General features: G+C 68.1%; 21 protein-coding genes and 1 other RNA gene. All 22 read left to right on the forward strand.

Going from position 1 to position 25,286, the window contains the following annotated elements; genetic code table 11:
- Position 1 precedes the first annotated feature (1 nt).
- The 22 genes from EJ903_RS14105 (at position 2) to ftsZ (ending at position 25,043) form a co-directional block, all read left to right on the forward strand.
- Positions 2 to 1,168, forward strand: a complete 1,167-nt coding sequence (locus tag EJ903_RS14105) for a class I SAM-dependent methyltransferase (RefSeq protein ID WP_126616434.1) — start codon at positions 2 to 4, stop codon at positions 1,166 to 1,168.
- A gap of 75 nt (positions 1,169 to 1,243) precedes the next feature.
- On the forward strand, positions 1,244 to 2,011 hold the full coding sequence (pgeF, locus tag EJ903_RS14110; protein ID WP_126616437.1) for a peptidoglycan editing factor PgeF: 768 nt from the start codon (positions 1,244 to 1,246) through the stop codon (positions 2,009 to 2,011).
- Positions 2,012 to 2,198: 187 nt separating this feature from the next.
- On the forward strand, positions 2,199 to 2,633 hold the full coding sequence (locus tag EJ903_RS14115; protein ID WP_126616438.1) for a bacteriohemerythrin: 435 nt from the start codon (positions 2,199 to 2,201) through the stop codon (positions 2,631 to 2,633).
- A 217-nt stretch (positions 2,634 to 2,850) separates the two neighbouring features.
- Positions 2,851 to 3,789 (forward strand): ribose-phosphate pyrophosphokinase, encoded by a 939-nt coding sequence (locus EJ903_RS14120; RefSeq protein WP_126616441.1) that lies wholly within the window; start codon positions 2,851 to 2,853, stop codon positions 3,787 to 3,789.
- A gap of 150 nt (positions 3,790 to 3,939) precedes the next feature.
- Positions 3,940 to 4,340, forward strand: an RNA gene (gene rnpB / locus EJ903_RS14125) — RNase P RNA component class A.
- A 780-nt stretch (positions 4,341 to 5,120) separates the two neighbouring features.
- Positions 5,121 to 5,567 carry a division/cell wall cluster transcriptional repressor MraZ gene (locus EJ903_RS14130; protein ID WP_342772170.1) on the forward strand — a complete coding sequence of 149 codons (447 nt, stop codon included), beginning with the start codon at positions 5,121 to 5,123 and terminating at the stop codon, positions 5,565 to 5,567.
- Complete coding sequence (rsmH, locus tag EJ903_RS14135) at positions 5,564 to 6,550, forward strand: 16S rRNA (cytosine(1402)-N(4))-methyltransferase RsmH (protein ID WP_126616446.1); 987 nt, start codon at positions 5,564 to 5,566, stop codon at positions 6,548 to 6,550. The genes EJ903_RS14130 and rsmH overlap by 4 nt, the downstream gene beginning before the upstream one ends.
- Positions 6,547 to 7,404 (forward strand): cell division protein FtsL, encoded by an 858-nt coding sequence (gene ftsL / locus EJ903_RS14140; RefSeq protein WP_126616449.1) that lies wholly within the window; start codon positions 6,547 to 6,549, stop codon positions 7,402 to 7,404. The genes rsmH and ftsL overlap by 4 nt, the downstream gene beginning before the upstream one ends.
- Positions 7,401 to 9,215 carry a peptidoglycan D,D-transpeptidase FtsI family protein gene (locus EJ903_RS14145; RefSeq protein ID WP_126616452.1) on the forward strand — a complete coding sequence of 605 codons (1,815 nt, stop codon included), beginning with the start codon at positions 7,401 to 7,403 and terminating at the stop codon, positions 9,213 to 9,215. The genes ftsL and EJ903_RS14145 overlap by 4 nt, the downstream gene beginning before the upstream one ends.
- Positions 9,181 to 10,656, forward strand: a complete 1,476-nt coding sequence (locus EJ903_RS14150; protein WP_126616455.1) for a UDP-N-acetylmuramoyl-L-alanyl-D-glutamate--2,6-diaminopimelate ligase — start codon at positions 9,181 to 9,183, stop codon at positions 10,654 to 10,656. The genes EJ903_RS14145 and EJ903_RS14150 overlap by 35 nt, the downstream gene beginning before the upstream one ends.
- Positions 10,653 to 12,167, forward strand: a complete 1,515-nt coding sequence (locus EJ903_RS14155; RefSeq protein ID WP_126616457.1) for a UDP-N-acetylmuramoylalanyl-D-glutamyl-2,6-diaminopimelate--D-alanyl-D-alanine ligase — start codon at positions 10,653 to 10,655, stop codon at positions 12,165 to 12,167. Before EJ903_RS14150 ends, EJ903_RS14155 begins: the two co-directional genes overlap by 4 nt.
- Positions 12,168 to 12,176: 9 nt before the next feature.
- Entirely contained in the window at positions 12,177 to 13,262 is a 1,086-nt protein-coding gene (mraY, locus tag EJ903_RS14160) for a phospho-N-acetylmuramoyl-pentapeptide-transferase (protein WP_126616459.1), read from the forward strand.
- A 7-nt stretch (positions 13,263 to 13,269) separates the two neighbouring features.
- Positions 13,270 to 14,679 (forward strand): UDP-N-acetylmuramoyl-L-alanine--D-glutamate ligase, encoded by a 1,410-nt coding sequence (gene murD / locus EJ903_RS14165; RefSeq protein ID WP_126616462.1) that lies wholly within the window; start codon positions 13,270 to 13,272, stop codon positions 14,677 to 14,679.
- On the forward strand, positions 14,676 to 15,797 hold the full coding sequence (locus tag EJ903_RS14170; RefSeq protein ID WP_126616465.1) for an FtsW/RodA/SpoVE family cell cycle protein: 1,122 nt from the start codon (positions 14,676 to 14,678) through the stop codon (positions 15,795 to 15,797). Before murD ends, EJ903_RS14170 begins: the two co-directional genes overlap by 4 nt.
- A gap of 7 nt (positions 15,798 to 15,804) precedes the next feature.
- On the forward strand, positions 15,805 to 16,938 hold the full coding sequence (murG, locus tag EJ903_RS14175; RefSeq protein WP_126616468.1) for an undecaprenyldiphospho-muramoylpentapeptide beta-N-acetylglucosaminyltransferase: 1,134 nt from the start codon (positions 15,805 to 15,807) through the stop codon (positions 16,936 to 16,938).
- Positions 16,935 to 17,192, forward strand: a complete 258-nt coding sequence (locus tag EJ903_RS14180; protein ID WP_246015571.1) for a hypothetical protein — start codon at positions 16,935 to 16,937, stop codon at positions 17,190 to 17,192. Before murG ends, EJ903_RS14180 begins: the two co-directional genes overlap by 4 nt.
- Positions 17,193 to 17,198: 6 nt before the next feature.
- Positions 17,199 to 18,617: a UDP-N-acetylmuramate--L-alanine ligase gene (gene murC / locus EJ903_RS14185; RefSeq protein WP_126616470.1), complete on the forward strand. Its 1,419-nt coding sequence runs from the start codon at positions 17,199 to 17,201 to the stop codon at positions 18,615 to 18,617.
- A gap of 14 nt (positions 18,618 to 18,631) precedes the next feature.
- The gene (gene murB, locus EJ903_RS14190; RefSeq protein WP_126616630.1) at positions 18,632 to 19,561 is read left to right on the forward strand and encodes a UDP-N-acetylmuramate dehydrogenase; all 930 of its coding nucleotides are present in this window, start codon (positions 18,632 to 18,634) and stop codon (positions 19,559 to 19,561) included.
- Positions 19,558 to 20,505 carry a D-alanine--D-alanine ligase gene (locus tag EJ903_RS14195; protein WP_126616473.1) on the forward strand — a complete coding sequence of 316 codons (948 nt, stop codon included), beginning with the start codon at positions 19,558 to 19,560 and terminating at the stop codon, positions 20,503 to 20,505. The genes murB and EJ903_RS14195 overlap by 4 nt, the downstream gene beginning before the upstream one ends.
- Positions 20,490 to 21,452, forward strand: a complete 963-nt coding sequence (locus EJ903_RS14200) for a cell division protein FtsQ/DivIB (protein WP_126616476.1) — start codon at positions 20,490 to 20,492, stop codon at positions 21,450 to 21,452. The genes EJ903_RS14195 and EJ903_RS14200 overlap by 16 nt, the downstream gene beginning before the upstream one ends.
- Positions 21,453 to 21,526: 74 nt before the next feature.
- Positions 21,527 to 22,804: a cell division protein FtsA gene (gene ftsA, locus EJ903_RS14205; protein WP_126616479.1), complete on the forward strand. Its 1,278-nt coding sequence runs from the start codon at positions 21,527 to 21,529 to the stop codon at positions 22,802 to 22,804.
- Positions 22,805 to 22,928: 124 nt separating this feature from the next.
- Positions 22,929 to 25,043 carry a cell division protein FtsZ gene (ftsZ, locus tag EJ903_RS28105; RefSeq protein WP_126616482.1) on the forward strand — a complete coding sequence of 705 codons (2,115 nt, stop codon included), beginning with the start codon at positions 22,929 to 22,931 and terminating at the stop codon, positions 25,041 to 25,043.
- Positions 25,044 to 25,286: the final 243 nt, after the last annotated feature.

A 25,286-nucleotide genomic window follows, 5' to 3' on the forward strand; every position in this document is an offset into this window, starting at 1 on the left:
TATGAGCGAGGACACGCTCGCCCGCCTGCTGGCCCGCCGCATCCTGCTGGACGGCCCCCTGCCGGTCAGCGCCTTCATGGCCGAGGCGCTGGGCCACCCGCGCTTGGGCTATTACAGCCGCCAGGATCCGTTCGGGGCCGCTGGCGATTTCACCACCGCGCCGGAAATCAGCCAGATGTTCGGCGAACTGGTCGGATTGTGGTGTGTGGACAGTTGGGTGCGCATGGGCGGCCCCGGCCCCTTCCATCTGGTGGAGCTGGGTCCTGGACGCGGCACGCTGATGCGCGACGCGCTGCGCGCCGCCGCCGTGGTTCCACAATTCCAGGCCAACGCCACCCTGCATCTGGTGGAGACCAGCCCGACCCTGCGCGCGCGCCAGCGGGAGACCTTGGAAGCGCAGCGGAACGGCATGGTCATCCACTGGCACGACCGGTTGGAGGATGTGCCCGACGGCCCGACCCTGCTGGTCGCCAACGAGTTTTTTGACGCGCTGCCGATCCGACAGGTGGAAAAGACCGCTCACGGCTGGTTCGAACGTCTGGTCGATCTCGACCCGGCGGGGACGGAGGACGCGCCGCGCTTCCGCTTCGTGCTGGAGGCCTTCGGCAGTTCCGGCACCCGGCTGGTCCCGGAGGCGCTGCGCGTCCGCGCCGCCATCGGCAGCGTGGTGGAGGTGTCGCCGGTGTCCTGCGCCGTCGCCCGCCTGATCGGCGCGCGTCTGGCCGCCGCCCCCGGCGCGGCGCTGGTCATCGATTACGGCTATGGCCATGGCCCGGCGGTGGGCGACACGCTGCAAGCGCTGCGGCGGCACGCCTTCGCCCAGGTTCTGGACGATCCGGGGGAAGCCGACATCACCGCGCATGTCGATTTCGCTGCGCTCGCCGCCGCCGCCCGCAGCGCCGGGGCCGAGGCGTTCGGCACGGTGGAGCAAGGCGATTGGCTGACCGCGCTGGGCATCCGCCAACGCACCGCCGCGCTGTCGACCAAGGCCAACGCCGCCCAGGCCGCCGACATCCGCTCGGCGCTGGCCCGTTTGGTGGATCCCGACCAGATGGGGCGGCTGTTCAAGCTGCTGGCCCTGACCTCCCCCGGTGCCTTTCCCGACGGCGGCGCACCGGCGGGTTTCCACCGGCTGTGGACGCCAACGGAATCCGACGGAAGCCCTTGACCCGTCGGGCGCAAGCCGCAAGTCTAAGGGGCTGTGCCTGACCGACACAGGCCTGACCAACACAGGATGGTGTTTGTGATTACCCTTGGCGCGCTGAACGACATCACCCACATCCGCCACGCCTTTTTCACGCGGAACGGGGGCGTGTCCACCGGGCTTTACACCTCGCTGAATTGCGGGTTGGGATCAAAGGACGACCCGGCGGCGGTTCGGGAGAACCGCGCCCGTGCTGCCACGCGGATGGAAGTGACGCCCGACAGCCTCGTCACCTGTTATCAGATTCACAGCCCGACCTGCGTCGTGGTGGACACGCCCTGGACGCCGGACGCCAGCCCGCAAGCCGACGCCATGGTGACGAACAAGCCGGGTGTTGCGCTGGGCATCCTCACCGCCGATTGCGCGCCGGTGCTGTTCGCCGACACCAAGGCCCGCGTCATCGGGGCCGCCCACGCCGGATGGAAGGGGGCCAAGGGCGGCGTGCTGGAGGCGACGGTTGCCCGCATGGTGGAGCTGGGGGCCAGCCCCAACCGGATCGTCGCCTGCATCGGCCCCTGCATCGCCCAGCGCTCCTACGAGGTCGGCCCGGAATTCCCCGCCCCCTTCCTGGCGGAGGATGAGCGCAACCGGGATTACTTCGCCCCCGCCCGCCGCGCCGGTCACTTCCTGTTCGACCTGCCCGCCTACGTGACCCGCCGCCTGGGCGACGCCGGAGTCGCGATGATCCAGCGCTGCCCCAACGACACGGTGGCCGAGGAGGACCGCTTTTTCAGCTACCGTCGATCCTGTTTGCGTGGGGAAGGCGACTATGGCCGGGGCCTGTCGGCCATCGTCCTGCAAAGCTGAGTGGAAAACCCCTGTCCGGGTTGCCCGAGCCGATATCGTTCGAAATTGAAGCAATTGCCGCCAACCGCGATTCGCGCGATGATCTCCATCAGGCATCGGCGCGCGGCTCACCGATGCGTCGGTCCCTGATCCGACTGGTTCCACCACGCCGCGCCCACCGTCCTTGGCACACGCAGGGGGCTGGCCGATGCAGGACTGGAACAGTGACATGGTCATCGACCATGGGGTTTTGGACGAGGATCACCACCGGACACATGAGCTGATCCGCCGTTTTCTGGCGCTTCCAGCAGAGGACGATCAAAGGCTGCGCGCCATCGCGCTGTTGGAACGTTTGCGCGACCTGTCGATCCAGCATTTCATGAGGGAAGAAAAGGTTCAGATCGCCATCCGCTACCCGCTGCTCAACGAGCATCGCGCCCAGCACCGCCGGATGATCGTTCTGCTTGGCGAGATCATCGAACAGGTGGAGGCGCGGGAATCGGTGTTTCCATTCGGTTACATCAAGACCCAGACCGACCAGCTGCTGCCCCATTGGTTCCTGGAGCATTTCACGCGGGCGGACCTGCCGCTCAAGCTTCACATCGCCAAAACCCCCACCGTCATGAAGGCCCTCGCCCGATGAGGGAACCAGACGGGCGACCACTCAATCAAAGCGGTCATGGCCGAACCGGCTATGCCCCCGGTGCAGGGGGGTATTCCCGATCCGGGACAGCCCGAACGTCATGGAACGTTTACACACGCACGCCCCCCTGTTATGGTCCCGCCCGTTTTCAAGGGGCGACGGCGCGCAAGCGGCGAGCGCATCTTGAGCCGTTTCCCTGCAAAGAGAGCCGACTCCGATGAAGGTGCTTGCCGGCAACAGCAACCGTCCGCTGGCCGAGGCGATCTCCACCTGTCTGGGGGTGCCGCTGACCAAGGCCAGCGTTCGCCGCTTCTCCGACATGGAGGTGTTCGTCGAAATTCTGGAAAATGTGCGTGGCGAGGACGTGTTCGTCGTCCAGTCCACCTCCTTCCCAGCCAACGACAATCTGATGGAACTGCTGGTCACGATCGACGCCCTGCGGCGCGGTTCGGCCCGGCGCATCACGGCGGTCATACCCTATTACGGCTACGCCCGGCAGGATCGCAAGACCGGCCCGCGCACTCCGATCTCGGCCAAGCTGGTCGCCAACCTGATCACCCAGGCCGGTGCCAACCGCGTGCTGACGATGGATCTGCACGCTGGCCAGATCCAGGGCTTCTTCGACATCCCGACCGACAATCTGATGGGCGCGCCGGTGTTCGAAAAGGACATCCGCCAGACCTTCGAAGGTCACATGGGCGAAGTCACCATCGTGTCGCCGGACGTCGGCGGCGTGGTGCGCGCCCGTGCGCTGGCCAAGCGGTTGGACGCCGATCTGGCCATCATCGACAAGCGCCGCGAACGCGCGGGCGTGTCGGAGGTGATGAACATCATCGGTGACGCCGAAGGCCGCCGCTGCATCCTGGTCGACGACATCGTCGATTCGGGCGGCACGCTGTGCAACGCCGCCGTCGCGCTGATGGAGGCCGGGGCCAAGTCGGTTCACGCCTATTGCACCCACGGCGTTCTGTCGGGCGGTGCGGTGGCCCGCGTCGCCGTGTCGCCGCTGGAACAGCTCGTCACCACCGACAGCATCCAGGCGACCGAGGCGGTGCGCGTGTCGCGCAACACCCGTCAACTGACCATCGCCCCGCTGATCGCCGAAGCGATCATGCGCATCAGCGAAGAGCGGTCGGTGTCCAGCCTGTTCTCGTAACAGCGCCGGTTCTGTTTTCAACAAAACGCCCGCCTTTCCCCGGAAAGGCGGGCGTTTTGCTGTGCGCGGTTCCCCAGAGCCGTTCCAACCTGCCGAATCGCGCGATTTGGGATTTGCCCCCACCGCGACAAGTCTATAAGAACAGCCTCGCCAGATGGCCGGATGGCCGCCTTCGGTTTCGACCGGGGGAGGAAAGTCCGGGCTCCACGGAAACACGGTGCCGGTTAACGACCGGCGGGGGCGACCCTAGGGACAGTGCCACAGAAAGCAAACCGCCGACGGTTCGCCGTCGGTAAGGGTGAAAGGGTGCGGTAAGAGCGCACCGCGACCCCGGCAACGGGGGCGGCACGGTAAACCCCACCGGGAGCAAGACCGAATAGGAGCGGCCCGATCACCCGTCCTTTGGGACGGCATGGGGTCAAGCGCGTTTCCGCGCCGCCGCTCGGGTTGGTCGCGCGAGGCGTCCGGGCAACCGGCGTCCCAGACGAATGGCCATCGCCTGAATCTTCGGGTTCGGGACACAAAACCCGGCTTACAGGCCATCTGGCGCTTTCCACTCCACACGCTTTCCAGTCTGTCGATGGCCCACGCCGTCCCATCCACAGCATCGGGCGGGGCGCGCCGTCCCATGCCCGCCCATGACCGACACCGTTTTTGATGGTCGGCGGCGGTTCTTTTCCCATTCCCATCGTGGTTCTCAGGAACGATCACCATGATCGCGGACCGTTCCGATTCGCTCCGGCTTTTCCACCCCAGACCGGACGCAAAATCTTAACTCTACCCCCAGCATTTCCGCCGTTTTTCACCCCTTACCCCCAGAACGATCCACAGGCGGTGGATAAGTTTTGCCATTTTCCCATGCCATCCCATGCCCAACCCATACTCAGACCGCCAAAGAAATCGCCAAGTGTAACCTTCGATTCGTCTCTTGGAACCATTATAACTCGTATGAATTTCGTAAAATGCGGGGAACATTCGTCGAACCTCTGTGGATAACGTTATCCACACCCTTGCATGACCTTGAATTACTGCGACGACTCGCCGAGTCCCTTTAACAATTGATCCAAAAGCCACAGCCGATTCAGAAACTCTTGACACCCCTCTGTGAATACTGGCCCCGCCGTTGACGCCCATACCGTCCCATGCTATCCCATGATTGCCCAATCCGATGGGGGTCCGGACCTCGATTTGGTTAACACCAGCGGGACCGGATGGAGGGGCAAGAGGGGCTGGCGCGGGGCGTGCACCGCGCGGGGGATAGCTGGGGGATCATCAGGCCGATGGCCGTTTTCCTGTCCACATACGTCAACAAAGTTGACAGGAAAGGGCGTGTGTCCATCCCGGCACAGTTCCGGCAGTCGCTTGCCAAAACCTCGGCCCCCAGCACCATCTATCTGTGGCCGTCGCTCAATCATCAGGCTCTCGAAGGGGCGGATCAGGATTACCTGGACGTTCTCTCCGAAAGCCTGGAGTCCCCCGACCTCGACGCCGCCGAACGCGACCTGATCGAAACCTTCATCTTCGGCAAATCGATCCCGGTTCCGATGGATGGCGAGGGCCGCATCGTCCTGCCGCGCGAGCTGGCCGAATTCGCCGGAATCGAAGAAGAGGCGTCCTTCATCGGTCGCCGCAAGACCTTCCAGATTTGGGAACCCAACGCCCTGAAGGCGCACGAAGCCACCCTGCGCGAACAGGCGGTGCGCAAGGACATCTCGTTGAGCCAGATCGTCGCCAAGGCCGCTCGTGGTGCCTCCAGCCGGAACGGGGGTGACGCATGAGCGACCAACCGATGAACAGCCCGCACATCCCCGTTCTGCTGGCCGAGGTGATCGAGGCGCTGGCCCCCCGCGACGGCGGCGTCTATGTCGATGGCACTTTCGGGGCCGGAGGCTACACCCGCGCCATTCTGGAGGCCGCCGACTGCCACGTCTGGGCCATCGACCGCGACCCCGCCGCCATCGCGCGCGGTCGGGCGCTGGCCGACCGTTACCCGGGCCGCTTCAGCATCATCGAGGGCTGCTTCGGCGACATGGCCCGCCTGCTGGCCGACCAGGGCGTCGCCAGCGTCGACGGCGTGGCGCTCGACATCGGCGTGTCCTCCCCGCAGATCGACGAGCCGGAGCGCGGCTTCTCCTTCCGCTTCGACGGGCCGCTGGACATGCGCATGGGCCAGAGCGGGCCTACCGCCGCCGATGTGGTCAACCACGCCAGCGAAGCCGAACTGGCCGACATCTTTTATCATTATGGGGAAGAGCGGATGGCCCGCCGCGTGGCCCGCGCCATCGTCGCCGCCCGCCTGACCGCCCCGATCCTGCGCACCCGCGACCTGGCCGAACTGATCCGGTCGGTGGTCCCGAAGGGGCGCAAGGACATGATCGACCCGGCCACCCGCAGTTTCCAGGGCCTGCGCATCCATGTGAACGACGAGCTGGGCGAGTTGCGGCGCGGTCTGGCCGCCGCCGAATCGCTGCTGGCGTCGCCGGGCGGGCGGTTGGCCGTCGTCTCGTTCCATTCGCTGGAGGACCGCGAGGTCAAGACCTTCCTGAAGGATCGGTCGTCCCCGCCGCCCGCCCCGTCCCGCCACACGCCGGTGGCTGCCGCCACCGCGCGTTCGCCATCCTTCCGCCTGCTGGGGCGCAAGCCCGTCGCCCCCAGCGAGGCCGAAGCCCGTCACAACCCGCGCGCCCGGTCCGCCCGGTTGCGCGCGGCGGAACGCACAGCGGCACCGGCCTTCCCGGTGTCCGGCAAGGAGGCCGCATGAAAGGCAAGACCTGGCTGTTCTGGGGTGGTCTGATCGCCGCCGCCGGGGCCGTGTTGTTCCAAACCAGCTACGACGTCCAGGATTTGGAAGAAAAGCTGGCCGGGCTGAACCGCAAGATCGTGACCGAGCAGGAATCCATCCAGGTGCTGCGCGCCGAATGGAGCTACCTGAACGATCCGGCCAAGCTGGAAGAGTTGGCCCGCGCCCATCTGGCCCTGCAACCGACCGAGGCCCGCCAGTTCGTGGCGCTGGACAGCCTGCCGATGCGCCCGGCCCAGGCCCCGGATGCCGCGCCCCAGCCCTTGCCATTGCCCGGTCGCGGGGTGAATCCGGCCCTGCCCGCCAGCGTCGTCCCGGTCGCCGCCCGCGCTCCGTCGGCACCGGCACCGATCGCCACCGCGCGCCTCGCCGCTCCCGTCCCAGCCCAAGCCCCGCAACCCGTCAACACCGCCCGCGTGCCCGCCCCGACGCCCAAGCTGTCGATGGACAAGGCGCTGGAAAAAACCCCGGTGATCGTGCCCGCCGCCCTGCCCGTCGCCCCGACGGTGAAGAGCGCGCCGATCAAGCCCTCCACCCTCATTCCCGCCGCCGCCAAGGCCCCGCCCGCTCCGGCCCCGGCGGCCCCGGTTGCCGCCCCGGCTCCCACCGCTGCCCCGCAGCCGGTTCCCGCCGCACTTCCCCCCGGCAAGATGGCCCCCAACGCCCCGCTTCCGCCGATGAACCGTCCGACCGACATTGCGAACCGCCCGATTCCGCCCGCTCCGTCGGCGGGCAAAACGCAGGCTTCCGCCCCGCAACCCAAGGCCACCGACAGCCTCGGGCTGCTGGTGGCCCGGTTGGGAGCGAATCGATGACCCTGCCGCCGCCCGGCCAACTTCTGAGGCGCGTCTTTGCCGCCTTGACCCACCGGTCGAAGCCCTCGGCGACGGCGGCGATGGAGCAGACGCGCTATCGGCTGATGGTGACGGCGGCGGTCGTCACCACCGTGTTTTCGGCCATCGGCGTCAAGCTGGTGATCGCCACCCTGTTCAGCCACGGCGGCGAACCGCGCCAGCATCACGCGCTGGAACTGGACACCACGACCACCAACCGTGCCGACATCATCGACCGCAACGGCAACCTGCTGGCCACCTCGCTGGTCACGCAGTCGCTCTACGCCGATCCCAAACTGATCTCCCGCCCCGACGAGGCAGCGCGCAAGCTGGTCTCCGCCCTGCCGGAACTCGATTACAAAGAGGTCTATGGCAAGCTCAGCGGTGACAAGCGCTTTGTCTGGCTCAAGCGCAACCTGACACCAAGGCAGCAATACGCGGTCCATCGCCTGGGCATCCCCGGCATGTCGTTCGAGCGGGAGGAGCGGCGCTTCTACCCGGCGGGCAATCTGACCTCGCACATCGTCGGCTTCACCGGGGTGGACAACAACGGATTGGCCGGGCTGGAGCAGGGGTTCAGCAAGCGGCTGAACGAGGATCCGGCCACCCCGCTGCAATTGTCCATCGACCTGCGGCTTCAGCATGTGCTGCGCAAGGAACTGATCGCGACGATCCAGGAATTCCGGGCCATCGGTGCGGCGGGAATCGTCTTCGACGTCCGCACGGGCGAGGTGATGGCGATGACCTCCCTGCCCGATTTCGATCCGCAGGACCCGACCGGCCTGAACCCGGAAACGCTGTTCAACCGCGCCACGCTGGGCGTGTACGAGATGGGATCGACCTTCAAGATCTTCAACTCGGCGTTGGCCCTTGATTCCGGCAAGATCCGGGTGACGGACACCTTTGACGCCGTCCACCCGATCAAGATCGGGCGGTTCACCATCAATGACTATCACAGCCTCCGCCGCGCCCTGACCGTGGCGGAGGTGTTCCAGCACTCCTCAAACCTGGGGTCGGTGCGCATGGCGCAGGTGGTCGGCATCGCCGCCCAACGCGCCTTCATGGCCAAGATGGGCTTCACCCGCCCGACCGCGCTGGAACTGCCGGAAAGCGGCTGGCCGCTGGTTCCCAACCCGTGGCGGGAAGTCAACAGCATGACGATCTCCTTCGGCCACGGCATTTCGGTCAGCCCGATGCACACGGTGGCGGCGGCGGCGTCGGTCATCAACGGCGGCGTGTTCCACCCGCCCACCATCCTGCTCCGCCAGCCCGGCGCGCCGATCCCCGGCGAACAGGTGGTGTCGCGCCAGACCTCCGACATGATGCGGCGCATGTTCCGCTTCGTGGTGACGGAAGGGACCGGCAAGTCGGCGGGGGTCAAGGGCTATGTCGTCGGCGGCAAGACCGGGACCGCCGACAAGCAGAAGGGCCGCCATTACCAAAAGAACTCGCGCATGTCGTCCTTCCTGGGCGCGTTCCCGATGCACGACCCGCGCTACATCGTCTATGTGCTGATCGACGAACCGCAGGCCACCGCCAAGACCTATGGCTACGCGACCGGCGGCTGGGTCGCCGCGCCCGCCGTGGGCCGGATCATCAAGCAGATCGGTCCGTTGCTGGACGTGCCGACGGTGGACGAAAGCGCGCCGGAGATTCTCAGCGCCACCTATCTGAACGCCGCCGGGTCCACCAACTGGGCGCAGCAACCGCCGAACACCCCAACCGCCGCCGCTCCGAACCCGCCGAAGGGAAGCACCGTTGCGTCTGTCCCAGCTCCTGCCAAAACCCGGTAGCGCCAGCGCGCCCGCCGATCCGGACGTGACCGGGCTGACCGCCGACAGCCGCGCGGTCAGGCCCGGTTTTGTCTTTGCGGCCTTGGCGGGTGCGAAGGCCGATGGGCGCGCCTTCATCCGCGACGCGCTGGACAAGGGGGCCGTCGCCATCCTGGCCGCCGAAGGAACCGAGCTGCCGCCCGACGCGGCCGGAGCCGTGCTGCTGACCGATCCGCAGCCGCGCCTGACCTTTGCCCGCATGGCCGCCGCCTTCCACGGCCACCGCCAGCCGGGAACCGTGGTCGCCGTCACCGGGACCAACGGCAAGACCTCCACCGTCCAATTCGCCGCCCAAATCTGGGAACGCATGGGCAAGGCGGCGGCCAGCCTGGGCACGCTGGGGTTGATCGGGCCGGGGTTGGGCGGCTACGGCGCGATGACCACGCCCGATCCGGTGGCTCTGCACCGCCAGTTGGCCGCCGTCGCCGACGCGGGCATCGACCATCTGGCGATGGAGGCGTCGAGCCACGGCCTGGACCAATTCCGTCTGGACGCGGTGACGCTGGCCGCCGGGGGCTTCACCAACCTGACGCGCGACCATCTCGACTATCACGGCACGATGGAGGCGTACCGCGACGCCAAGGCGCTGCTGTTCAGCCGCGTCCTGCCGCCCGGTGCGGCCGCCGTGCTGAACGCCGATTCGCCGGATCACGCGCATTTTGCCACCGCCAGCCGGGCGCGCGGGCTGCGTGTGCTGTCCTACGGCTTGGCCGGGGAGGAGCTGCGCGTGCGCGCCGTCACCCCGCTGGCCCACGGGCAACGGCTGGATCTGACCGTTCTGGGCCGCGAGGTCCGCGTTGATCTGCCGCTGGCCGGTCAATTCCAGGCCTGGAACGTGCTGTGCGCGCTGGGTCTGGTGATCGGGTCGGGCGGGGATGTGGACACCGCGCTGGCCACCCTGCCGACGCTGGACGGCGTGCCGGGCCGCTTGCAGCACGTCGCCACCCACCCGAACGGGGCCACCGTCTACGTCGATTTCGCCCACACGCCCGACGCGCTGGACACGGTGCTCACCGCCCTGCGCGGTCACGCGCAACGCCATCTGGTCGCCGTGTTCGGCTGCGGCGGCGACCGCGACCGGGGCAAACGCCCGGTGATGGGCGCGCTGGCCGCCCGTCTGGCCGACCGCGCCATCGTGACCGACGACAACCCGCGCACCGAGGATCCGGCCTTCGTGCGCGGCGAAATCCTGGCCGCCGCCACCGGCGACCTCGCCGGACGGCTGGAGGAGATCGGCGACCGGGCCGAGGCGATCCGCGCGGCGGTGCGCGGCCTTCAGCCCGGCGACGTGCTGGTGATCGCCGGCAAGGGCCATGAACCGGGGCAGATCGTCGGGACCGAGGTCCGCCCCTTCGACGACGCCGAGGAAGCCCGCAAAGCGGTTGCGGAGATCGCATCATGACCAGCCCCCCCCTGACGAACCACCCCCTGACAAACCTGCCCATCCTGTGGACCGACGCCAGCGCCGTGGCCGCCACCGGCGGACGCGCCACCCGGCCATGGGCGGCGACCGGCCTGTCGATCGACAGCCGCAAGATCGCGCCCGGTGATCTCTTCATCGCCATCCAGGGGCCGAATTTCGACGGGCACGCCTTCACCGCCGCCGCGCTGGCGGCCGGGGCCGCCGCCGCTCTGGTTTCCCGCGTGCCCGACGATGTCCCCGCCGACGCGCCGCTGCTGATCGTGGACGGCGACACGCTCGACGCCATGGCCGCGCTCGGCCAAACCTCCCGCGCCGCCTGCGGCGCGCGCATCGTCGGCGTCACCGGCTCGGTGGGCAAGACCAGCACCAAGGAGACGCTGCGCCATGTCCTGGCCGCGCAGGGGGCGACCTACGCCACCGAAGGCAGCCTGAACAACCATTGGGGCGTGCCGCTGTCGCTGGCCCGCCTGCCCGCCGACAGCCGGTTCGGCGTGTTCGAACTGGGCATGAACCACGCGGGCGAGTTGGGGCCGCTGTCCCGGCAGGTCCGCCCCCACGTCGCGCTCATCACCAACGTCGAGGCGGTGCATCTGGAGTTCTTTGACTCGGTGGCCGCCATCGCCGACGCCAAGGCCGAGATCTTCGAAGGGCTGGCCCCCAATGGGGTGGCGATCCTGAACCGCGACAACGCGCAGTTCGACCGCCTGGCCGCCGCCGCCCGCGCGCGGGGCCTCAGCCGCATTCACAGCTTCGGGACCGCCGACGGGACCGACGCCCAACTGCTGGATCTGACGCTGGGCGCGACCAGCAGCGCGGCCACCGCGCGCGTTCATGGTCAAACCCTGTCCTTCACCGTGGCGATGCCGGGGCGGCATTGGGTGATGAACAGCCTGGGCGTTCTGCTGGCCGTCGCTGCCCTGGGCGGGGACGCCGCGCAGGCGGCGCAATCGCTGGCCACGCTGAACCCGGTCAAGGGGCGCGGCGTGCGCAAGACGGTGACGCTGGCCGATGGCGGGACCTTCACCCTGGTTGATGAAAGCTACAACGCCAGCCCGGCGGCGATGGCGGCGACGCTGGGGGTGCTGGGCAATCTGCCGGTGGCCGAAGGCGGGCGGCGCATCGCCGTGCTGGGCGACATGCGCGAACTGGGCGACACCGCCGACGCGCTGCACGCCGATCTGGCCGGACCGCTGCTCGCCGCCGGGGTGGAGCGCGTCTATGCCTGCGGCCCGCACATGCGGGTGCTGTTCGACCGGCTGCCGCCGGACCGGCGCGGGGCCTGGACCGAATCCAGCCGTGATCTGGCCCCCATCGTGGCCGACGCGGTGCGCGCGAACGACGTGGTGATGGTCAAGGGATCGCTGGGCAGCCGCACCGGATTGATCGTGGACGCGCTGTTGACGCTCGACACCGCGCAAAACGCTGCTAAAACCCCCGCGACGACCAACACCGCAAATCCGCCCGACACCGCCAACGGTCCGCGAGGCTGATGGGAACCGATGCTTTACAACCTTCTCTTTCCGCTGGCGGATGTCTTTTCGCCGTTCAACCTGTTCCGCTACCTGACCTTTCGGACGGGCGGCGCGGTGTTGACCTCGCTGATCATCAGCTTTCTGTTCTTCCCCCGGCTGATCGCGTGGCTGAAGAGCAAGCAGGGGGAAGGCCAGCCCATCCGCGCCGACGGGCCGGAAAGCCATTTCAAGAAGAAGGGCACGCCCACCATGGGCGGCCTGATGATCCTGATCGCCATGACGGTCAGCACCATCCTGTGGGCCGACGTCACCAACGCCTATCTGTGGATCGTGCTGCTGGTGACGATCGGCTACGGCCTGATCGGGTTCGGCGATGACTATCTGAAGCTGACCAAGCGCAACACCAAGGGGCTGTCGGGCCGTTTCCGCCTGGGCTGGGAGATCGGCATCGGGTTGACCGCGTCGGCGCTCATCATGTGGGTGTCGGCCCCGCCCCTGGCGGGCGGCATCTCCGTGCCCTTCATCAAGGACTACCTGATCCAACTGTCGTGGTTCTTCGTGCCCTTCGGGGCCTTCGTCATGGTCGGGGCCTCGAACTCCGTCAATCTGACCGACGGGTTGGACGGGCTGGCCATCGTGCCGACGATGATCGCGGCGGGTTGCTTCGGCCTGATCTCCTACCTGACCGGCAACGCCATCTTCGCCAACTACCTGCAAATCCACCATGTGCCGGGGTCCGGTGAACTGGCGGTGTTCTGCGGCGCGCTGGTGGGGGCCGGGCTGGGCTTCCTCTGGTACAACGCGCCGCCCGCCATGGTGTTCATGGGCGACACCGGCTCGCTGTCGCTGGGTGGGGCCTTGGGCGCGGTCAGCGTGGTGACGAAGCACGAAATCGTGCTGGGCATCATCGGCGGCCTGTTCGTGCTGGAGACGGTGTCGGTCATCGTGCAGGTCCTGTCCTTCAAGCTCACCGGCAAGCGCGTGTTCCGCATGGCCCCGCTGCACCATCACTTCGAGAAAAAGGGCTGGGCGGAGCCGACCGTGGTCATCCGCTTCTGGATCATCGCGTCGATCCTGGCGCTGGTCGGCCTGTCCACCTTGAAACTGCGGTGAGGCCGGAATGATCGACCTGTTTTACATGGAAGGCTTGCCGGTCGCGGTCATGGGTCTGGGGAAATCCGGGCTGGCGACCGCCGCCGCCTTGCGCCGCAGCGGGGCCGAGGTCTGGGTGTGGGACGACAACCCCGCCAGCCGCGCCAAGGCCGAGGCCGACGGCTTCCGTGTGGTCGATCTCGCCACCGCCGATCTGTCGGAGTTGACGACCATCGTCTGGTCGCCCGGCATTCCCCACACCCACCCGGCCCCACACCCGGTGGCCGTCCGCGCCCGCGCGGCGGGGGTTGAGCTGGTGTGCGACGTCGAGTTGCTGGGCCGGTCCGAGCGCGATTCGTCCTTCATCGGCATCACCGGCACGAACGGAAAGTCCACCACCACCACCCTGATCGGCCACATCATGGCGGCGGCGCGGCGGCCCATCCAGGTGGGCGGCAACCTCGGCACGCCGGTCCTGTCCTTCGACCCGCTGGGCAGCGGCGGGACCCACATTCTGGAGATGTCGAGCTATCAGCTGGAGCTGACCTTCTCCATCACCTTCGACGTCGCCATCCTGCTGAACATCACGCCCGACCATCTGGCCCGCCATGGCGGCATGGACGGCTATGTGGCGGCGAAGTCGCTGATCTTTCATCGCCAGACCGGCCCGCGCACGGCGGTGATCGGGGTGGACGACGCGCCGAGCCGCCGGATTTGCGCCGAGCTGACCGCCGCCGCCGATCAACGGATTTGGCCGATTTCGGCGCGTGGTCCGGTGGCCGGTGGCGTCTACGCCGCCGACGGCGGGTTGATCGACGACACCGACGGGCGGGCCGAACGGGTGGCCGAACTGGCCGATTTTCCCAACCTGCTGGGCGCGCACAATTGGCAGAACGCGGCGGCGGCCTACGCCGCCTGCAAGGCCGCCGGGGTGCCGGTTGCCACCATCGTCCAGGCGATGACAAGCTTTCCCGGCCTTGCCCACCGCCAGCAATTGGTCGCGACCGTGAACGGCGTGCGCTTCGTCAACGACAGCAAGGCGACCAACGCCGACGCCACCGAAAAGGCGCTGGCGACCTTCGACCCGATCTATTGGATCCTGGGCGGGCAAGCCAAGGACACCGGGCTGGCCGGGTTGGAGGGTTATATGGGCCGGGTCCGCCATGCCTTCCTGATCGGCGAGGCGCAGGACCAGTTCGCCGCGTGGCTGACCGCGCAGGGGGTGGCGCACACCCGCTGCGGCACGCTCGACATCGCCACCACCAAGGCCGCCGGTCTCGCGCTGGCCGAGGGGCTGGACGGGGCCTGCGTGCTGTTGTCGCCCGCCTGCGCCAGTTGGGACCAGTTCGCCAATTTCGAAAAGCGGGGCGAGGCCTTTGCCGGGTACGCCGCCGCCATCGCCGCCGCGCGCGAACCGGAGGGGAGTGAGGACGAATGATCACCTTCGACCGCACCGACCAATCGATCTTCGGCCGCTGGTGGTGGACGGTGGACCGCTGGCAGTTGGGGGCCGTCGCCCTGCTGATGTTCCTGGGAACGGTGCTGATCACCGCCGCCAGCCCGCCGGTGGCCGAGCGCATCGGCATCCAGGACATGTTCCATTTCGTCGAACGCCACCTGATGATGCTGGTCCCGTCCATCGCCATCATGTGCGGCGTGTCGTTGCTCAGCCCGCGCGGCGTGCGGCGGTTGGCGCTGGGCGTGTTCCTGGTGGCGCTGCTGCTGGTGTTCGCCACGCTGGTCGTCGGGGTGGAGATCAAGGGCGCGCGCCGCTGGATCCACATCCCCGGCCTGTCGATCCAACCATCCGAGTTCGTGAAACCCGCCTTCGCCGTGGTGGCGGCCTGGCTCTTTTCGCTGTCGCGCACCCTGCCCGGCTTTCCCGGCGCGCTGGTGTCGATGGCGCTCTACGGCGTGACCACCGCCGGGCTGATCCTGCAACCCGATCTGGGCATGACCTTCGTCGTCTCGGCGGTGTGGTTCACCCAATTCTTTCTCGCCGGGCTGAACATCATGCTGGTGATGGCGTTGGGCGGGGTCGGCGTGGCCGGACTGTTCGGGGCCTATCTGCTGCTGCCGCACGTCACCAGCCGCATCAACCGCTTCCTCGACCCCCACGCGGGCGACAATTATCAGGTCAACCGCTCGATGGAGGCCTTCGCCAACGGCGGGCTTTTCGGCACCGGCCCCGGTCAGGGCACGGTGAAATTCTCCCTGCCCGACAGCCATGCCGACTTCATCTTTGCCGTGGCGGGGGAGGAGATGGGGCTGGTCTTCTGTCTGTTCCTGGTGATGCTGTTCGCTTTCGTCGTGCTGCGCGGCTTTGCCCGCGTCTTCAACGACAGCAATTATTTCGTGCTGCTCGCCACCGCCGGCCTGCTGATCCAGTTCGGCCTGCAGGCGGCGATCAACATGGGGTCGGCGCTGCATCTGATGCCAACCAAGGGCATGACGCTGCCCTTCATCTCCTATGGCGGCTCGTCGCTGCTGGCGCTGGGCTTCGGCATGGGCATGGTGCTGGCGCTGACGCGCAAGCGCTTCGGCCCGATGGAGTGACGCGGCGATGACCTCCCCCACCACCAACAGCATCGTGCTGGCCGCTGGCGGCACCGGCGGGCACATGTTCCCGGCCGAGGCGCTGGCCCGCGCGCTGCTGGCCCGTGGCCGGTCGGTGACGCTGGTGACGGACCGGCGCGGCCACGCCTTTGGCGAGTCGCTGGCGGAGGTCCCGGTCCACCGCATCCGCGCCGCCTCCCCCGGGGCGGGCATCGTCGGCAAGCTGAAGGCCGCCGTCGAAATGGCGCTGGGGCTGCTGGAGGCCCGCAGCCTGCTGCGTCGCCTGCGCCCGGCGGCGGTGGTCGGCTTTGGCGGCTACCCGTCGGTTCCGACCGTCTACGCCGCCATCCAGGGCCGGATTCCCGCCCTGCTGCACGAACAGAACGCCGTTCTGGGCCGGGCCAACCGGATGCTGATCGCCGGGGCGCGCCGTCTGGCCGTCGCCTTCACCGGGGTGTCGCGCATCGGCGAGGCCGACCGCGCCAAGATCATCCGCACCGGCAACCCGGTCCGCCCGGCCATCGCCGCCCACCGCGACGCCCCCTATCACGCGCCGGAGGGGACCGCGCCGATCCACCTGCTGGTGATGGGCGGCAGCCAGGGCGCGCGGGTCTTTTCCGAGGTGATCCCGCAGGCGCTGGCCCTGCTGCCCGCCGACACCCGCGCCCGCATCCATCTGTCGCAGCAATGCCGACCGGAGGATCTGGAGGCCGCGCGTGTCGCCCTGTCCGATCTGGGCCTGGGCGGCCTGACGTTGGAGAGCTTCTTCCGCGACGTGCCGGACCGTCTGGCCGCTTGCCATCTGGCCATCACCCGGTCGGGGGCCTCGACCATCGCGGAATTGACCTGCGTCGGCCGCCCGGCGATCCTGGTCCCCTACCCGCACGCCACCGACGACCACCAGACCGCCAACGCCCGCCAGTTGGCGGAGGTCGGGGCGGCGTGGCTGGTTCCGCAGCCGGAGTTCACCGCCCGCGCGCTGGCCGACCGCCTGGGGATGCTGCTGACCGACCCCGCCGCCCTGCGCGCCGCCGCCATGGCGGCCCGCGATTGGGGAACCGCGCAAGCCGCCGACGCGCTGGCCGACGCGGTTCTGGCGATGCTCGCGACACCAGAAACCAAGGGGGCAGCCGCGCCATGATGAAGACCCGGACGACCGCCCGCGCGCTGACCAAACCCGACGCAAAGGGGTTGGAGAATTGGCCGCACTTGACCCGGACCGAGGGAGGATGGTTCAACCGTCCTTATTGTCCCCTCGTACCCCGGTCGATCCTTGGCACCAGCTTTCTACGCAACCGCCTGCACGCCATCCATGGGGCGCAGCCCCTTCCCGCCGACCTGTCCGACGACGCGGTCGACGCCACCCTTCGCCTGATGCTCCGACGCGGAAAGTAAGTCCAGATGCGCGCTCTTCCCCTCTCCATCGGCACCATTCATTTCGTCGGCATCGGCGGCATCGGCATGAGCGGCATCGCCGAGGTGCTGCGCAATTTGGGCTACACGGTCCAAGGCTCCGACCTGACGGAAAGCGCCAACGTCAAGCGGCTGCGCGACCTGGGCATCCGCGTCTTCATCGGCCATCAGGCGGAGAACATCGTCGGGGCCACGGTTCTGGTGGTGTCCTCGGCGGTCAAGCGCGACAACCCGGAGGTCGTCGCCGCCCGCGCCGCCCTGGTCCCGGTGGTGCGCCGCGCCGAAATGCTGGGCGAGCTGATGCGGCTGAAATGGGCCATCGCCATCGGCGGGACCCACGGCAAGACCACGACGACCTCGATGGTCGGCCACATGCTGGAACACGCCAACCTCGACCCCACCGTCATCAACGGCGGCATCATCAACGCCTACGGCTCCAACACCCGGCTTGGAACCGGCGACTGGATGGTGGTGGAGGCCGACGAGAGCGACGGAACCTTCGTCAAGCTGCCCGCCTGCATCGCCGTCGTCACCAACATGGACCCGGAGCATCTGGACTTCTACGGGACCTTCGACAACGCGCGCGCCGCGTTCGACAGCTTCGTCCAGAACATCCCCTTCTACGGCTTCGCCGCGCTCTGCATCGACCATCCGGAGGTGCAGGCGATGATTCCGCGCGTGTCGGATCGCCGCATCATCACCTACGGTTTTTCCCCGCAGGCCGACATCCGCGCCGTCAACGTCGAACACAGCCCGGCGGGGGCGAAATACGACGTGCTCGTCTATGACCGCCACACCGGCGAAACGCGCGCCATCACCGGGGTGCGCCTGCCGATGTACGGCCCGCACAACGTCCAGAACTCGCTGGCCTGCTTTGCCGTCGGCAACGAAATGGGCCTGCCCGATGTGGTGATGCGCGACAGCATGGCCAAGTTCCAGGGCGTGAAGCGCCGCTTCACCAAGACCGGCGAGGTCAACGGCATCACCGTGATCGACGATTACGGCCACCACCCGGTCGAGATCGCCGCCGTGCTGCGCGCCGCCCGCACCGCCGGGACCGGACGCACCATCGCCGTGGTCCAGCCCCACCGCTATTCGCGTCTGGCCAATCTGTTCGAAGAGTTCTGCACCTGCTTCAACGACGCCGACGCCGTCGTCGTCGCCGATGTCTACGCGGCGGGCGAGGCCCCGATCGAGGGCGTCAACCGCGACACGTTGGTCGAAGGGCTGCGGATGCACGGGCACCGCCACGTCGTCGCCCTGCACGGCCCGCACGAACTGCCGCAGATCGTCCGCGAGATGGCCAAGCCCGGCGATCTGGTGGTGTGCCTGGGTGCCGGCAACATCACCCAATGGGCCAACAGCCTGCCCGCCGATCTGGCCGCCCTGTACGGCGTCAAGCCGTGACCGCCGTGCGCTCCATGACCCAACCGGGCCAATCGCACCTGATCGAGCGGATGCCGCCCTGCCGGGGCCGTCTGAGCGCCGACGCGCCGCTGGCGCAGGTGACATGGTTCCGCGTCGGCGGCCCGGCGGAGGTGCTGTTCCGCCCCGCCGACGCCGACGATCTGGCCGGGTTTCTGGAGCGCCTGCCCGCCGACATCCCGGTGACGCTGATCGGCGTCGCCTCCAACCTGCTGATCCGCGACGGCGGCATTCCCGGCGTCACCATCCGGCTGGGCCGGGGCTTCACCGACATCGCCCGCGACGGTGACACCCTGACCGTGGGGGCCGCAGCACTCGACCTCAACGTCGCCGTGATGGCGCGGGACGCTGGGCTGGCGGGGCTGGAGTTCCTGTCCGGCATTCCCGGAACCATCGGCGGGGCGCTGCGCATGAACGGCGGGGCCTATGGCCAGGAGATGGCCGACGTGCTTTTGTCGGCCCAGGCGGTGGGCCGCGACGGCGCGCGCCTGATCCTCTCCAAGGACGCGATGGGCTTCACCTACCGCCATTCCGGCGCGCCGGAGGATTGCGTCTTCACCGCTGCGGTGCTGCGCGGCGTGCCGGGCGACCGTGAAGCGATTGCCCAACGGATGGCCGAGATCGCCGAAAAGCGCGCCGACAGCCAGCCCGTGCGCTCTCGCACCGGCGGATCCACCTTCAAGAACCCGCCCGGCCACAAGGCGTGGGAACTGATCGACCGCGCCGGGTGCCGTGGCCTGTCCATCGGCGACGCCCAGGTGTCGGAACTGCACTGCAACTTCCTCATCAACCGGGGCAGCGCCACCGCCGCCGATCTGGAAGGCTTGGGTGAAGAGGTGCGGCGGCGAGTGTTCGACCACAGCGGCGTGACGCTGGACTGGGAAATCAAGCGCGTCGGTATCCCCGGCGCAGGAGCCGCACCATGACCGAAGCCCTGCTGCACGCCCACAAGAAGCACGTCGTCGTCCTCATGGGCGGTTGGTCGGCCGAACGCGAGGTGTCTCTGGTCAGCGGGGCCGGTGTGGCCAAGGCGCTGGAGGAGGAAGGCTATCGCGTCACCGCCGTGGACGTGCAGCGCGATCTGGCCGGGCTGATGCACGCCCTGACCCACCCGCGCCCCGACGTGGTGTTCAACGCCCTGCACGGGCGCGGTGGGGAGGATGGGACGATCCAGGGCGTGTTGGAGTTCCTCGGCCTGCCCTACACCCATTCCGGCGTGCAGGCGTCGGCCATCGCCATGGACAAGGCGATGACCAAGCGGGTGCTGGATTCGGTCGGCGTCCGCTCGCCCAAGGGCATGGTGCTGGCGCGCGGGGCGATCACCGGCGGCGACCACCCGATGCCCGCCCCCTACATCGTCAAGCCGGTCGATGAAGGCTCCACCGTCGGCGTCACCCTGGTGCGCGAGGGGCAGAACAGCCCGGTCGGCGACGCCTGGAGCTTTGGCGACCGCGCCTTGGTGGAGGAGTTCATTCCGGGCCGCGAACTGACCGTCGGCGTCATGGGCGACCGCGCCCTGACGGTGACGGAGATCGTGTTCCAGGCGCAGGTGTATGATTACACCGCCAAATACAGCAGCGGCCACGCCGTCCACACCCTGCCCGCCGCCATTCCCGACGCGGTGGCGGAGGAGGCCAAGCGGATGGCTGTGCTGGCCCATCAGACCCTGGGCTGCCGGGGGGTTTCGCGCAGCGACTTCCGTTGGGACAACAGCCGACCGGGGACGGAGGGGCTGTATTTCCTGGAGATCAACAACCAGCCGGGGATGACGCCCCTGTCGCTGGTGCCCGAACAGGCCGCGCATGTGGGGATCACCTACGGCGCGCTGGTCGGCTGGCTCGTGGAGAACGCCTCATGTCAGCTCGCCTGATGGCCAACCCGCAGTTCCGCCCGACCCTGGCCGGACAGGGACGCGACGAGATGCCCCGCCCGCCCCGCGCGATGGCGGCCTCGGCCCGCAAGGGCAACCGCCGCCGCGCCATGCCGCGCTGGGCCAAGCCCGCGTTCAAGGCGGCGTTGATCGGCGTGCCGACGCTGGTCCTGCTGGTGTCGGCGCTGACGGCGTGGAAGCGCCCCAGCCTGGCCGAAACGCTGGCGGCGGCGCAGGAAGGGTTGTTGGAGAGCACCAGCTCCCTCGGCTTCGTGCTGGACGAGGTCCTGGTCGTTGGCCGCAACGAAACCGAACGCAGCACGGTGATGGATTCCCTGGGCATCGTCCGGGGCGACTCGATCCTGGCCTTTGACCTGGCCGAGGCCAAGGCGCGGTTGGAGGAATTGCCCTGGGTGTCTTCAGCCTCCATCGAACGCCGCTTGCCCGGAACCCTCTACATCCGCCTGACGGAACGCCAGCCGATGGCGATCTGGCAGCATGACCGGCAGTTCACCGTCATCGACCGCGCGGGCCGCCCGCTGGCCGATGCGGTGGAACTGGCCCGGCGCGGCAACCAGCGGATCGAAACCCTGCCGCAGGTGATCGGCACCAACGCCCCGCAACAGGTGCAGGCGCTTTTGGAGGCGCTCGACAAGGTGCCGTCGATCCGCCCACGCGTGACCTCGGCCAATTGGATCAGCGATCGGCGGTGGAATCTGCAACTCGACAACGGCGTGACGGTGAAGCTGCCCGAAGGCACCGGTATGCCGATGGCCCTGCGCCAACTGGCCGAAATGAACAGCAAGGGCAAGGTGCTGGACCGCGACATCGTCGCCATCGACCTGCGCCAACCCGACCGGGCGATCCTGCAAACCTCCGCCACCGCGCAACTGCCGGGGATGGAGGATGAGGCCGCCAAGAAGAAACCTCCCGGAAAGAAAACCTGACACCCCAAACACGGCGGATGGATCGGAACGGCAACAAAAACGGCGGGCAGCGGCGATGAGGTTGGACTGAGGGTATGTTCGGCATCGGTTTCAACGGGGCGAAAAAGTCGAAACGACCGGCGCGCGGCAGCATCGTCGCGGCGCTGGATGTCGGCTCCAGCAAGGTGTGCTGCATCATCGCGCGGCTGGACGAACCGGGTTCGTTCCGCGTGATCGGTGTCGGCCATCAGATCGCCACCGGAATCCGCGCCGGGACCATCATCGACATGGAGGCGGCGGAAACCGCCATCGGAGCCGCCGTGCACGCGGCCGAACAGATGGCGGGTGAAACCGTCCATGATCTGGTCGTCAACCTGTCCATGGGCCACCCGCGTTCGCACAGCTTCACCGCCCATGTGCCGGTGTCGGGACAGGAGGTGACGGACGGCGACATTCGCCGCGCCCTGTCCAACGCCCGCAACGTCCAGGCCGGACCCGACCAGACGCTGGTCCACACCATTCCGCTGGGCTTTTCGCTGGACGACAGCACCGGCATCCGCGACCCCAAGGGCATGTTCGGCACCACGCTGGGGGCGGAACTCCACGTCGTCACCGCTTCGTCGGGGGCCATCCGCACCCTGCAAACCTGCATCGCCCGCTGTCATCTTGAGATCGAACGCATGGTGGTCAGCCCCTACGCCTCTGGCCTCGCCTGCCTGGTCGAGGACGAGATGGAGATGGGCGCGGCCTGTGTGGACATCGGCGGCGGCGGGACGACGATCTCCATCTTCACCGAAGGCAATCTGGTGTGGACGGGCGCGGTTCCCCTGGGCGGTCGCCACGTCACCAGCGATCTGGCCCACGGGCTGGCCACCTCGCTGGTCCACGCCGAACGGCTGAAGGTTCTGCACGGCAGCGCGCGGGGCAACCCCGCCGACGAACGCGAGATGATCGAGGTCCCGCAAATCGGCGAGGACGAGCGCAGCGGCCAATCCACCGTGACCCGTGCCTATCTGGTCAACATCGTCCAGGCCCGGATGGAGGAGATCCTGGAAGGGATCCGCACCGCCATCGAACGGTCGGGCTACGCCCGCAAGGTGAGCCGCCGCATCGTTCTGACCGGCGGGGCCAGCCAGCTTCCCAACACGCGGGAGTTGGCCCAGCGCATCCTCGACAAACAGGTTCGCATCGCCCGCCCGACGCGAATCGAGGGGTTGAGCGAGGCCCATGGCGGACCCGCCTTTTCAACGGCGGCGGGCCTTTTGTTGCACGCGGTGCGCACCCCAACCGACCTTCTGGTGTCCGGGCACGATGTCGTGTTCGCCACCGGGGTTCTGGGACGCGTCGGGCAATGGCTGCGGGAGAATTTGTGATGGGATTCCCCCTCGGCTCGATCACACTGGGTACCGATCCGGCACGCCCCGGACACAACCGGGGTCCGATCGTGACACGTCTTACAAAACGCAAAGCAAAACAGGTTGTGGAGGCCTGAACAGAATGATCAACGTGACCATTCCGCAGATCGAACCGGAATTGAAGCCGCGCATCACCGTGTTCGGTGTGGGCGGTGCGGGCGGCAACGCCGTCAACAACATGATCAAGTCGAACCTGGAAGGCGTGGACTTCGTCGTCGGCAACACCGACGCGCAGGCGCTGAAAGGCTCGCTGTGCGAAAAGCGCCTGCAACTGGGGACCGCCACCACGCGCGGCCTGGGTGCCGGATCGAAGCCGGACATCGGTCGCGCGTCCGCCGAAGAGCAGATGGACGAGATCGTGCAGCACCTGGAAGGTGCGAACATGGTGTTCATCACCGCCGGGATGGGTGGGGGCACCGGCACGGGGGCGGCCCCGGTCATCGCGCGCGCGGCGCGTGAACGCGGCCTGCTGACCGTTGGCGTCGTCACCAAGCCGTTCCATTTCGAAGGCGCGCACCGCATGCGTCTGGCCGAAGGCGGCATCGCCGAGCTTCAGCAGTATGTCGACACGCTGATCATCATCCCCAACCAGAACCTGTTCCGCATCGCCAACGAAAAGACGACCTTCGCCGACGCCTTCAAGATGGCCGACGACGTGTTGCATTCGGGCGTGCGCGGCGTCACCGACCTGATGGTGATGCCCGGCCTCATCAACCTCGACTTCGCCGACATCCGGTCGGTGATGACCGAGATGGGCAAGGCGATGATGGGAACCGGCGAGGCCGGCGGTGAACGCCGCGCCATCGAAGCCGCCGAGGCCGCCATCTCCAACCCGCTGTTGGACGATGTGTCGATGAAGGGCGCGCGCGGCGTGCTCATCAACATCACCGGCGGCTATGACATGACCCTGTTCGAGGTGGACGAGGCGGCCAACCGCGTCCGCGACGAGGTCGATCCCGACGCCAACATCATCTTCGGTTCGACCTTCGACGCCGCGCTGGACGGCACGATGCGCGTGTCGGTCGTCGCCACCGGCATCGACGCCGCCGCGATGAGCAACCCGCGCACGCTGCACCCGGTGAACCTGTCGCCGATGGACCGCAACAAGAAGCCGTCGGGTCCGGCGGGCCTGACCAGCGCCTCGCCCTCGGGGCCGGGCAGCGCCTCCCCCGGCATTCCGTCCGGCAACTCGGTGCTGCGCCAGTCGCAGCCGGTCACGACCGGTGCCACACCCCACCAGCATGATCCGGCCCACCAGCACGCGCCGCACGCCTACGGCCACCAGCAGCCCACCGAGTCGCCGCAGCCGCAGCGCTCGGCCAACGGTCCGCTTCATGGCGAGAATCAGGGGGGCCATTTCTACGCCCCAAAGCCCGCTGACGCCGGGCAGCGCCAGCCGACCACCGTCGGCCAGCCGCAGCCCCCGCAGCATTACCCGCAGCAGGCCCCCCACCAGCACGCGCAGCCGCAGCAGGGCTATCAGCCGCAGCAGCAACCGATGCCGCCGCAACAGCCGGTCCAGCAGCATCCCCAACAAGCCCCGCAGCAGGCCCCACACCAGCCCCATGCGTCCTACGGGCATGCCCCGGCGGCTCCGGAACCGGCGGCCCCGCGCAAGCAGAACTTTCTGTTCGGTCTGGTGACGGGCCTGGGCCGTGGCAAGGCGGAACCGCCGCCGCCCGCCGTTCCCCAACCGGTGCCGCAGCCTGTGGCCCAGCCGCAACCCGGCTACGCTCCCCAGCAGCCGAGCTATCCGCCACAACAGGCCTACGCCCCCCAACCGCAGCAGCAGCCCGCCTACGCGCCGCAGCCGAGCTACCCGCAACAGCCGCCGCAGCAGGCTTACGCGCCCCAACCGCAACCGCCGCAGCACCAGCCGCCGCAGCAGCCGACCTACGCGCCGCAGCCGAGCTACCCGCAGCAGCCGCAACAGGCCTACGCACCCCAACCGCAACCCCAACCGCAGCCAGCGCCGCAGGCACAGCCGGTGTATTCCCAACAGGCTCCGCAACAGCCGCAGGCCGCCCAGCCGCAACCGGCGGCCTACCCGCCGACGCAGCAGCCGCCCGCCGCCTACCCCCAGCCCCCGGCCGCTCCACGCCCGTCGGGTTTGAACGTTGAAGGTGCCCAAGCGAAAACCGGCCACGAGCAGGAGGAACTGGACATTCCGGCCTTCCTGCGCCGTCAGGCCAACTGATCCCGGCGAAAGCCGGAGATATCCGTCGGTCGCCGCTTCGAACCGCGACGACCGACGGCTCCACAACCTGACCGAAAATTTCGGCCCCTGGACTGACCCTCGTGTCCGTCCAGGGTTTTTTTGTTGGTCATCTCATTTTGTTCGTCATATCAATGGTTTGCACCATCCTCATCCTCTGCCGTCCTGCAACAAACGGTAACAAAGAGTGATTTGTCCTGTTGCGGTGCCGGTGGTACCTAACAG

The sequence above is a fragment of the Azospirillum griseum genome (assembly GCF_003966125.1).
GTDB lineage: Bacteria > Pseudomonadota > Alphaproteobacteria > Azospirillales > Azospirillaceae > Azospirillum > Azospirillum griseum.

Bases quoted from the DNA above. Each gene is read 5' to 3' on its own strand.
- EJ903_RS14145 (WP_126616452.1), top strand. From the start codon at position 7,401: ATGACCCTGCCGCCGCCCGGCCAACTTCTGAGGCGCGTCTTTGCCGCC.
- rsmH (WP_126616446.1), top strand. From the start codon at position 5,564: ATGAGCGACCAACCGATGAACAGCCCGCACATCCCCGTTCTGCTGGCC.
- EJ903_RS14115 (WP_126616438.1), top strand. From the start codon at position 2,199: ATGCAGGACTGGAACAGTGACATGGTCATCGACCATGGGGTTTTGGAC.
- EJ903_RS14120 (WP_126616441.1), top strand. From the start codon at position 2,851: ATGAAGGTGCTTGCCGGCAACAGCAACCGTCCGCTGGCCGAGGCGATC.
- EJ903_RS14195 (WP_126616473.1), top strand. From the start codon at position 19,558: ATGACCGAAGCCCTGCTGCACGCCCACAAGAAGCACGTCGTCGTCCTC.
- EJ903_RS14180 (WP_246015571.1), top strand. From the start codon at position 16,935: ATGATGAAGACCCGGACGACCGCCCGCGCGCTGACCAAACCCGACGCA.
- murD (WP_126616462.1), top strand. From the start codon at position 13,270: ATGATCGACCTGTTTTACATGGAAGGCTTGCCGGTCGCGGTCATGGGT.
- ftsZ (WP_126616482.1), top strand. From the start codon at position 22,929: ATGATCAACGTGACCATTCCGCAGATCGAACCGGAATTGAAGCCGCGC.
- murB (WP_126616630.1), top strand. From the start codon at position 18,632: ATGACCCAACCGGGCCAATCGCACCTGATCGAGCGGATGCCGCCCTGC.
- EJ903_RS14170 (WP_126616465.1), top strand. From the start codon at position 14,676: ATGATCACCTTCGACCGCACCGACCAATCGATCTTCGGCCGCTGGTGG.
- EJ903_RS14200 (WP_126616476.1), top strand. From the start codon at position 20,490: ATGTCAGCTCGCCTGATGGCCAACCCGCAGTTCCGCCCGACCCTGGCC.
- EJ903_RS14155 (WP_126616457.1), top strand. From the start codon at position 10,653: ATGACCAGCCCCCCCCTGACGAACCACCCCCTGACAAACCTGCCCATC.
- murC (WP_126616470.1), top strand. From the start codon at position 17,199: ATGCGCGCTCTTCCCCTCTCCATCGGCACCATTCATTTCGTCGGCATC.
- ftsA (WP_126616479.1), top strand. From the start codon at position 21,527: ATGTTCGGCATCGGTTTCAACGGGGCGAAAAAGTCGAAACGACCGGCG.
- EJ903_RS14105 (WP_126616434.1), top strand. From the start codon at position 2: ATGAGCGAGGACACGCTCGCCCGCCTGCTGGCCCGCCGCATCCTGCTG.
- mraY (WP_126616459.1), top strand. From the start codon at position 12,177: ATGCTTTACAACCTTCTCTTTCCGCTGGCGGATGTCTTTTCGCCGTTC.
- murG (WP_126616468.1), top strand. From the start codon at position 15,805: ATGACCTCCCCCACCACCAACAGCATCGTGCTGGCCGCTGGCGGCACC.
- ftsL (WP_126616449.1), top strand. From the start codon at position 6,547: ATGAAAGGCAAGACCTGGCTGTTCTGGGGTGGTCTGATCGCCGCCGCC.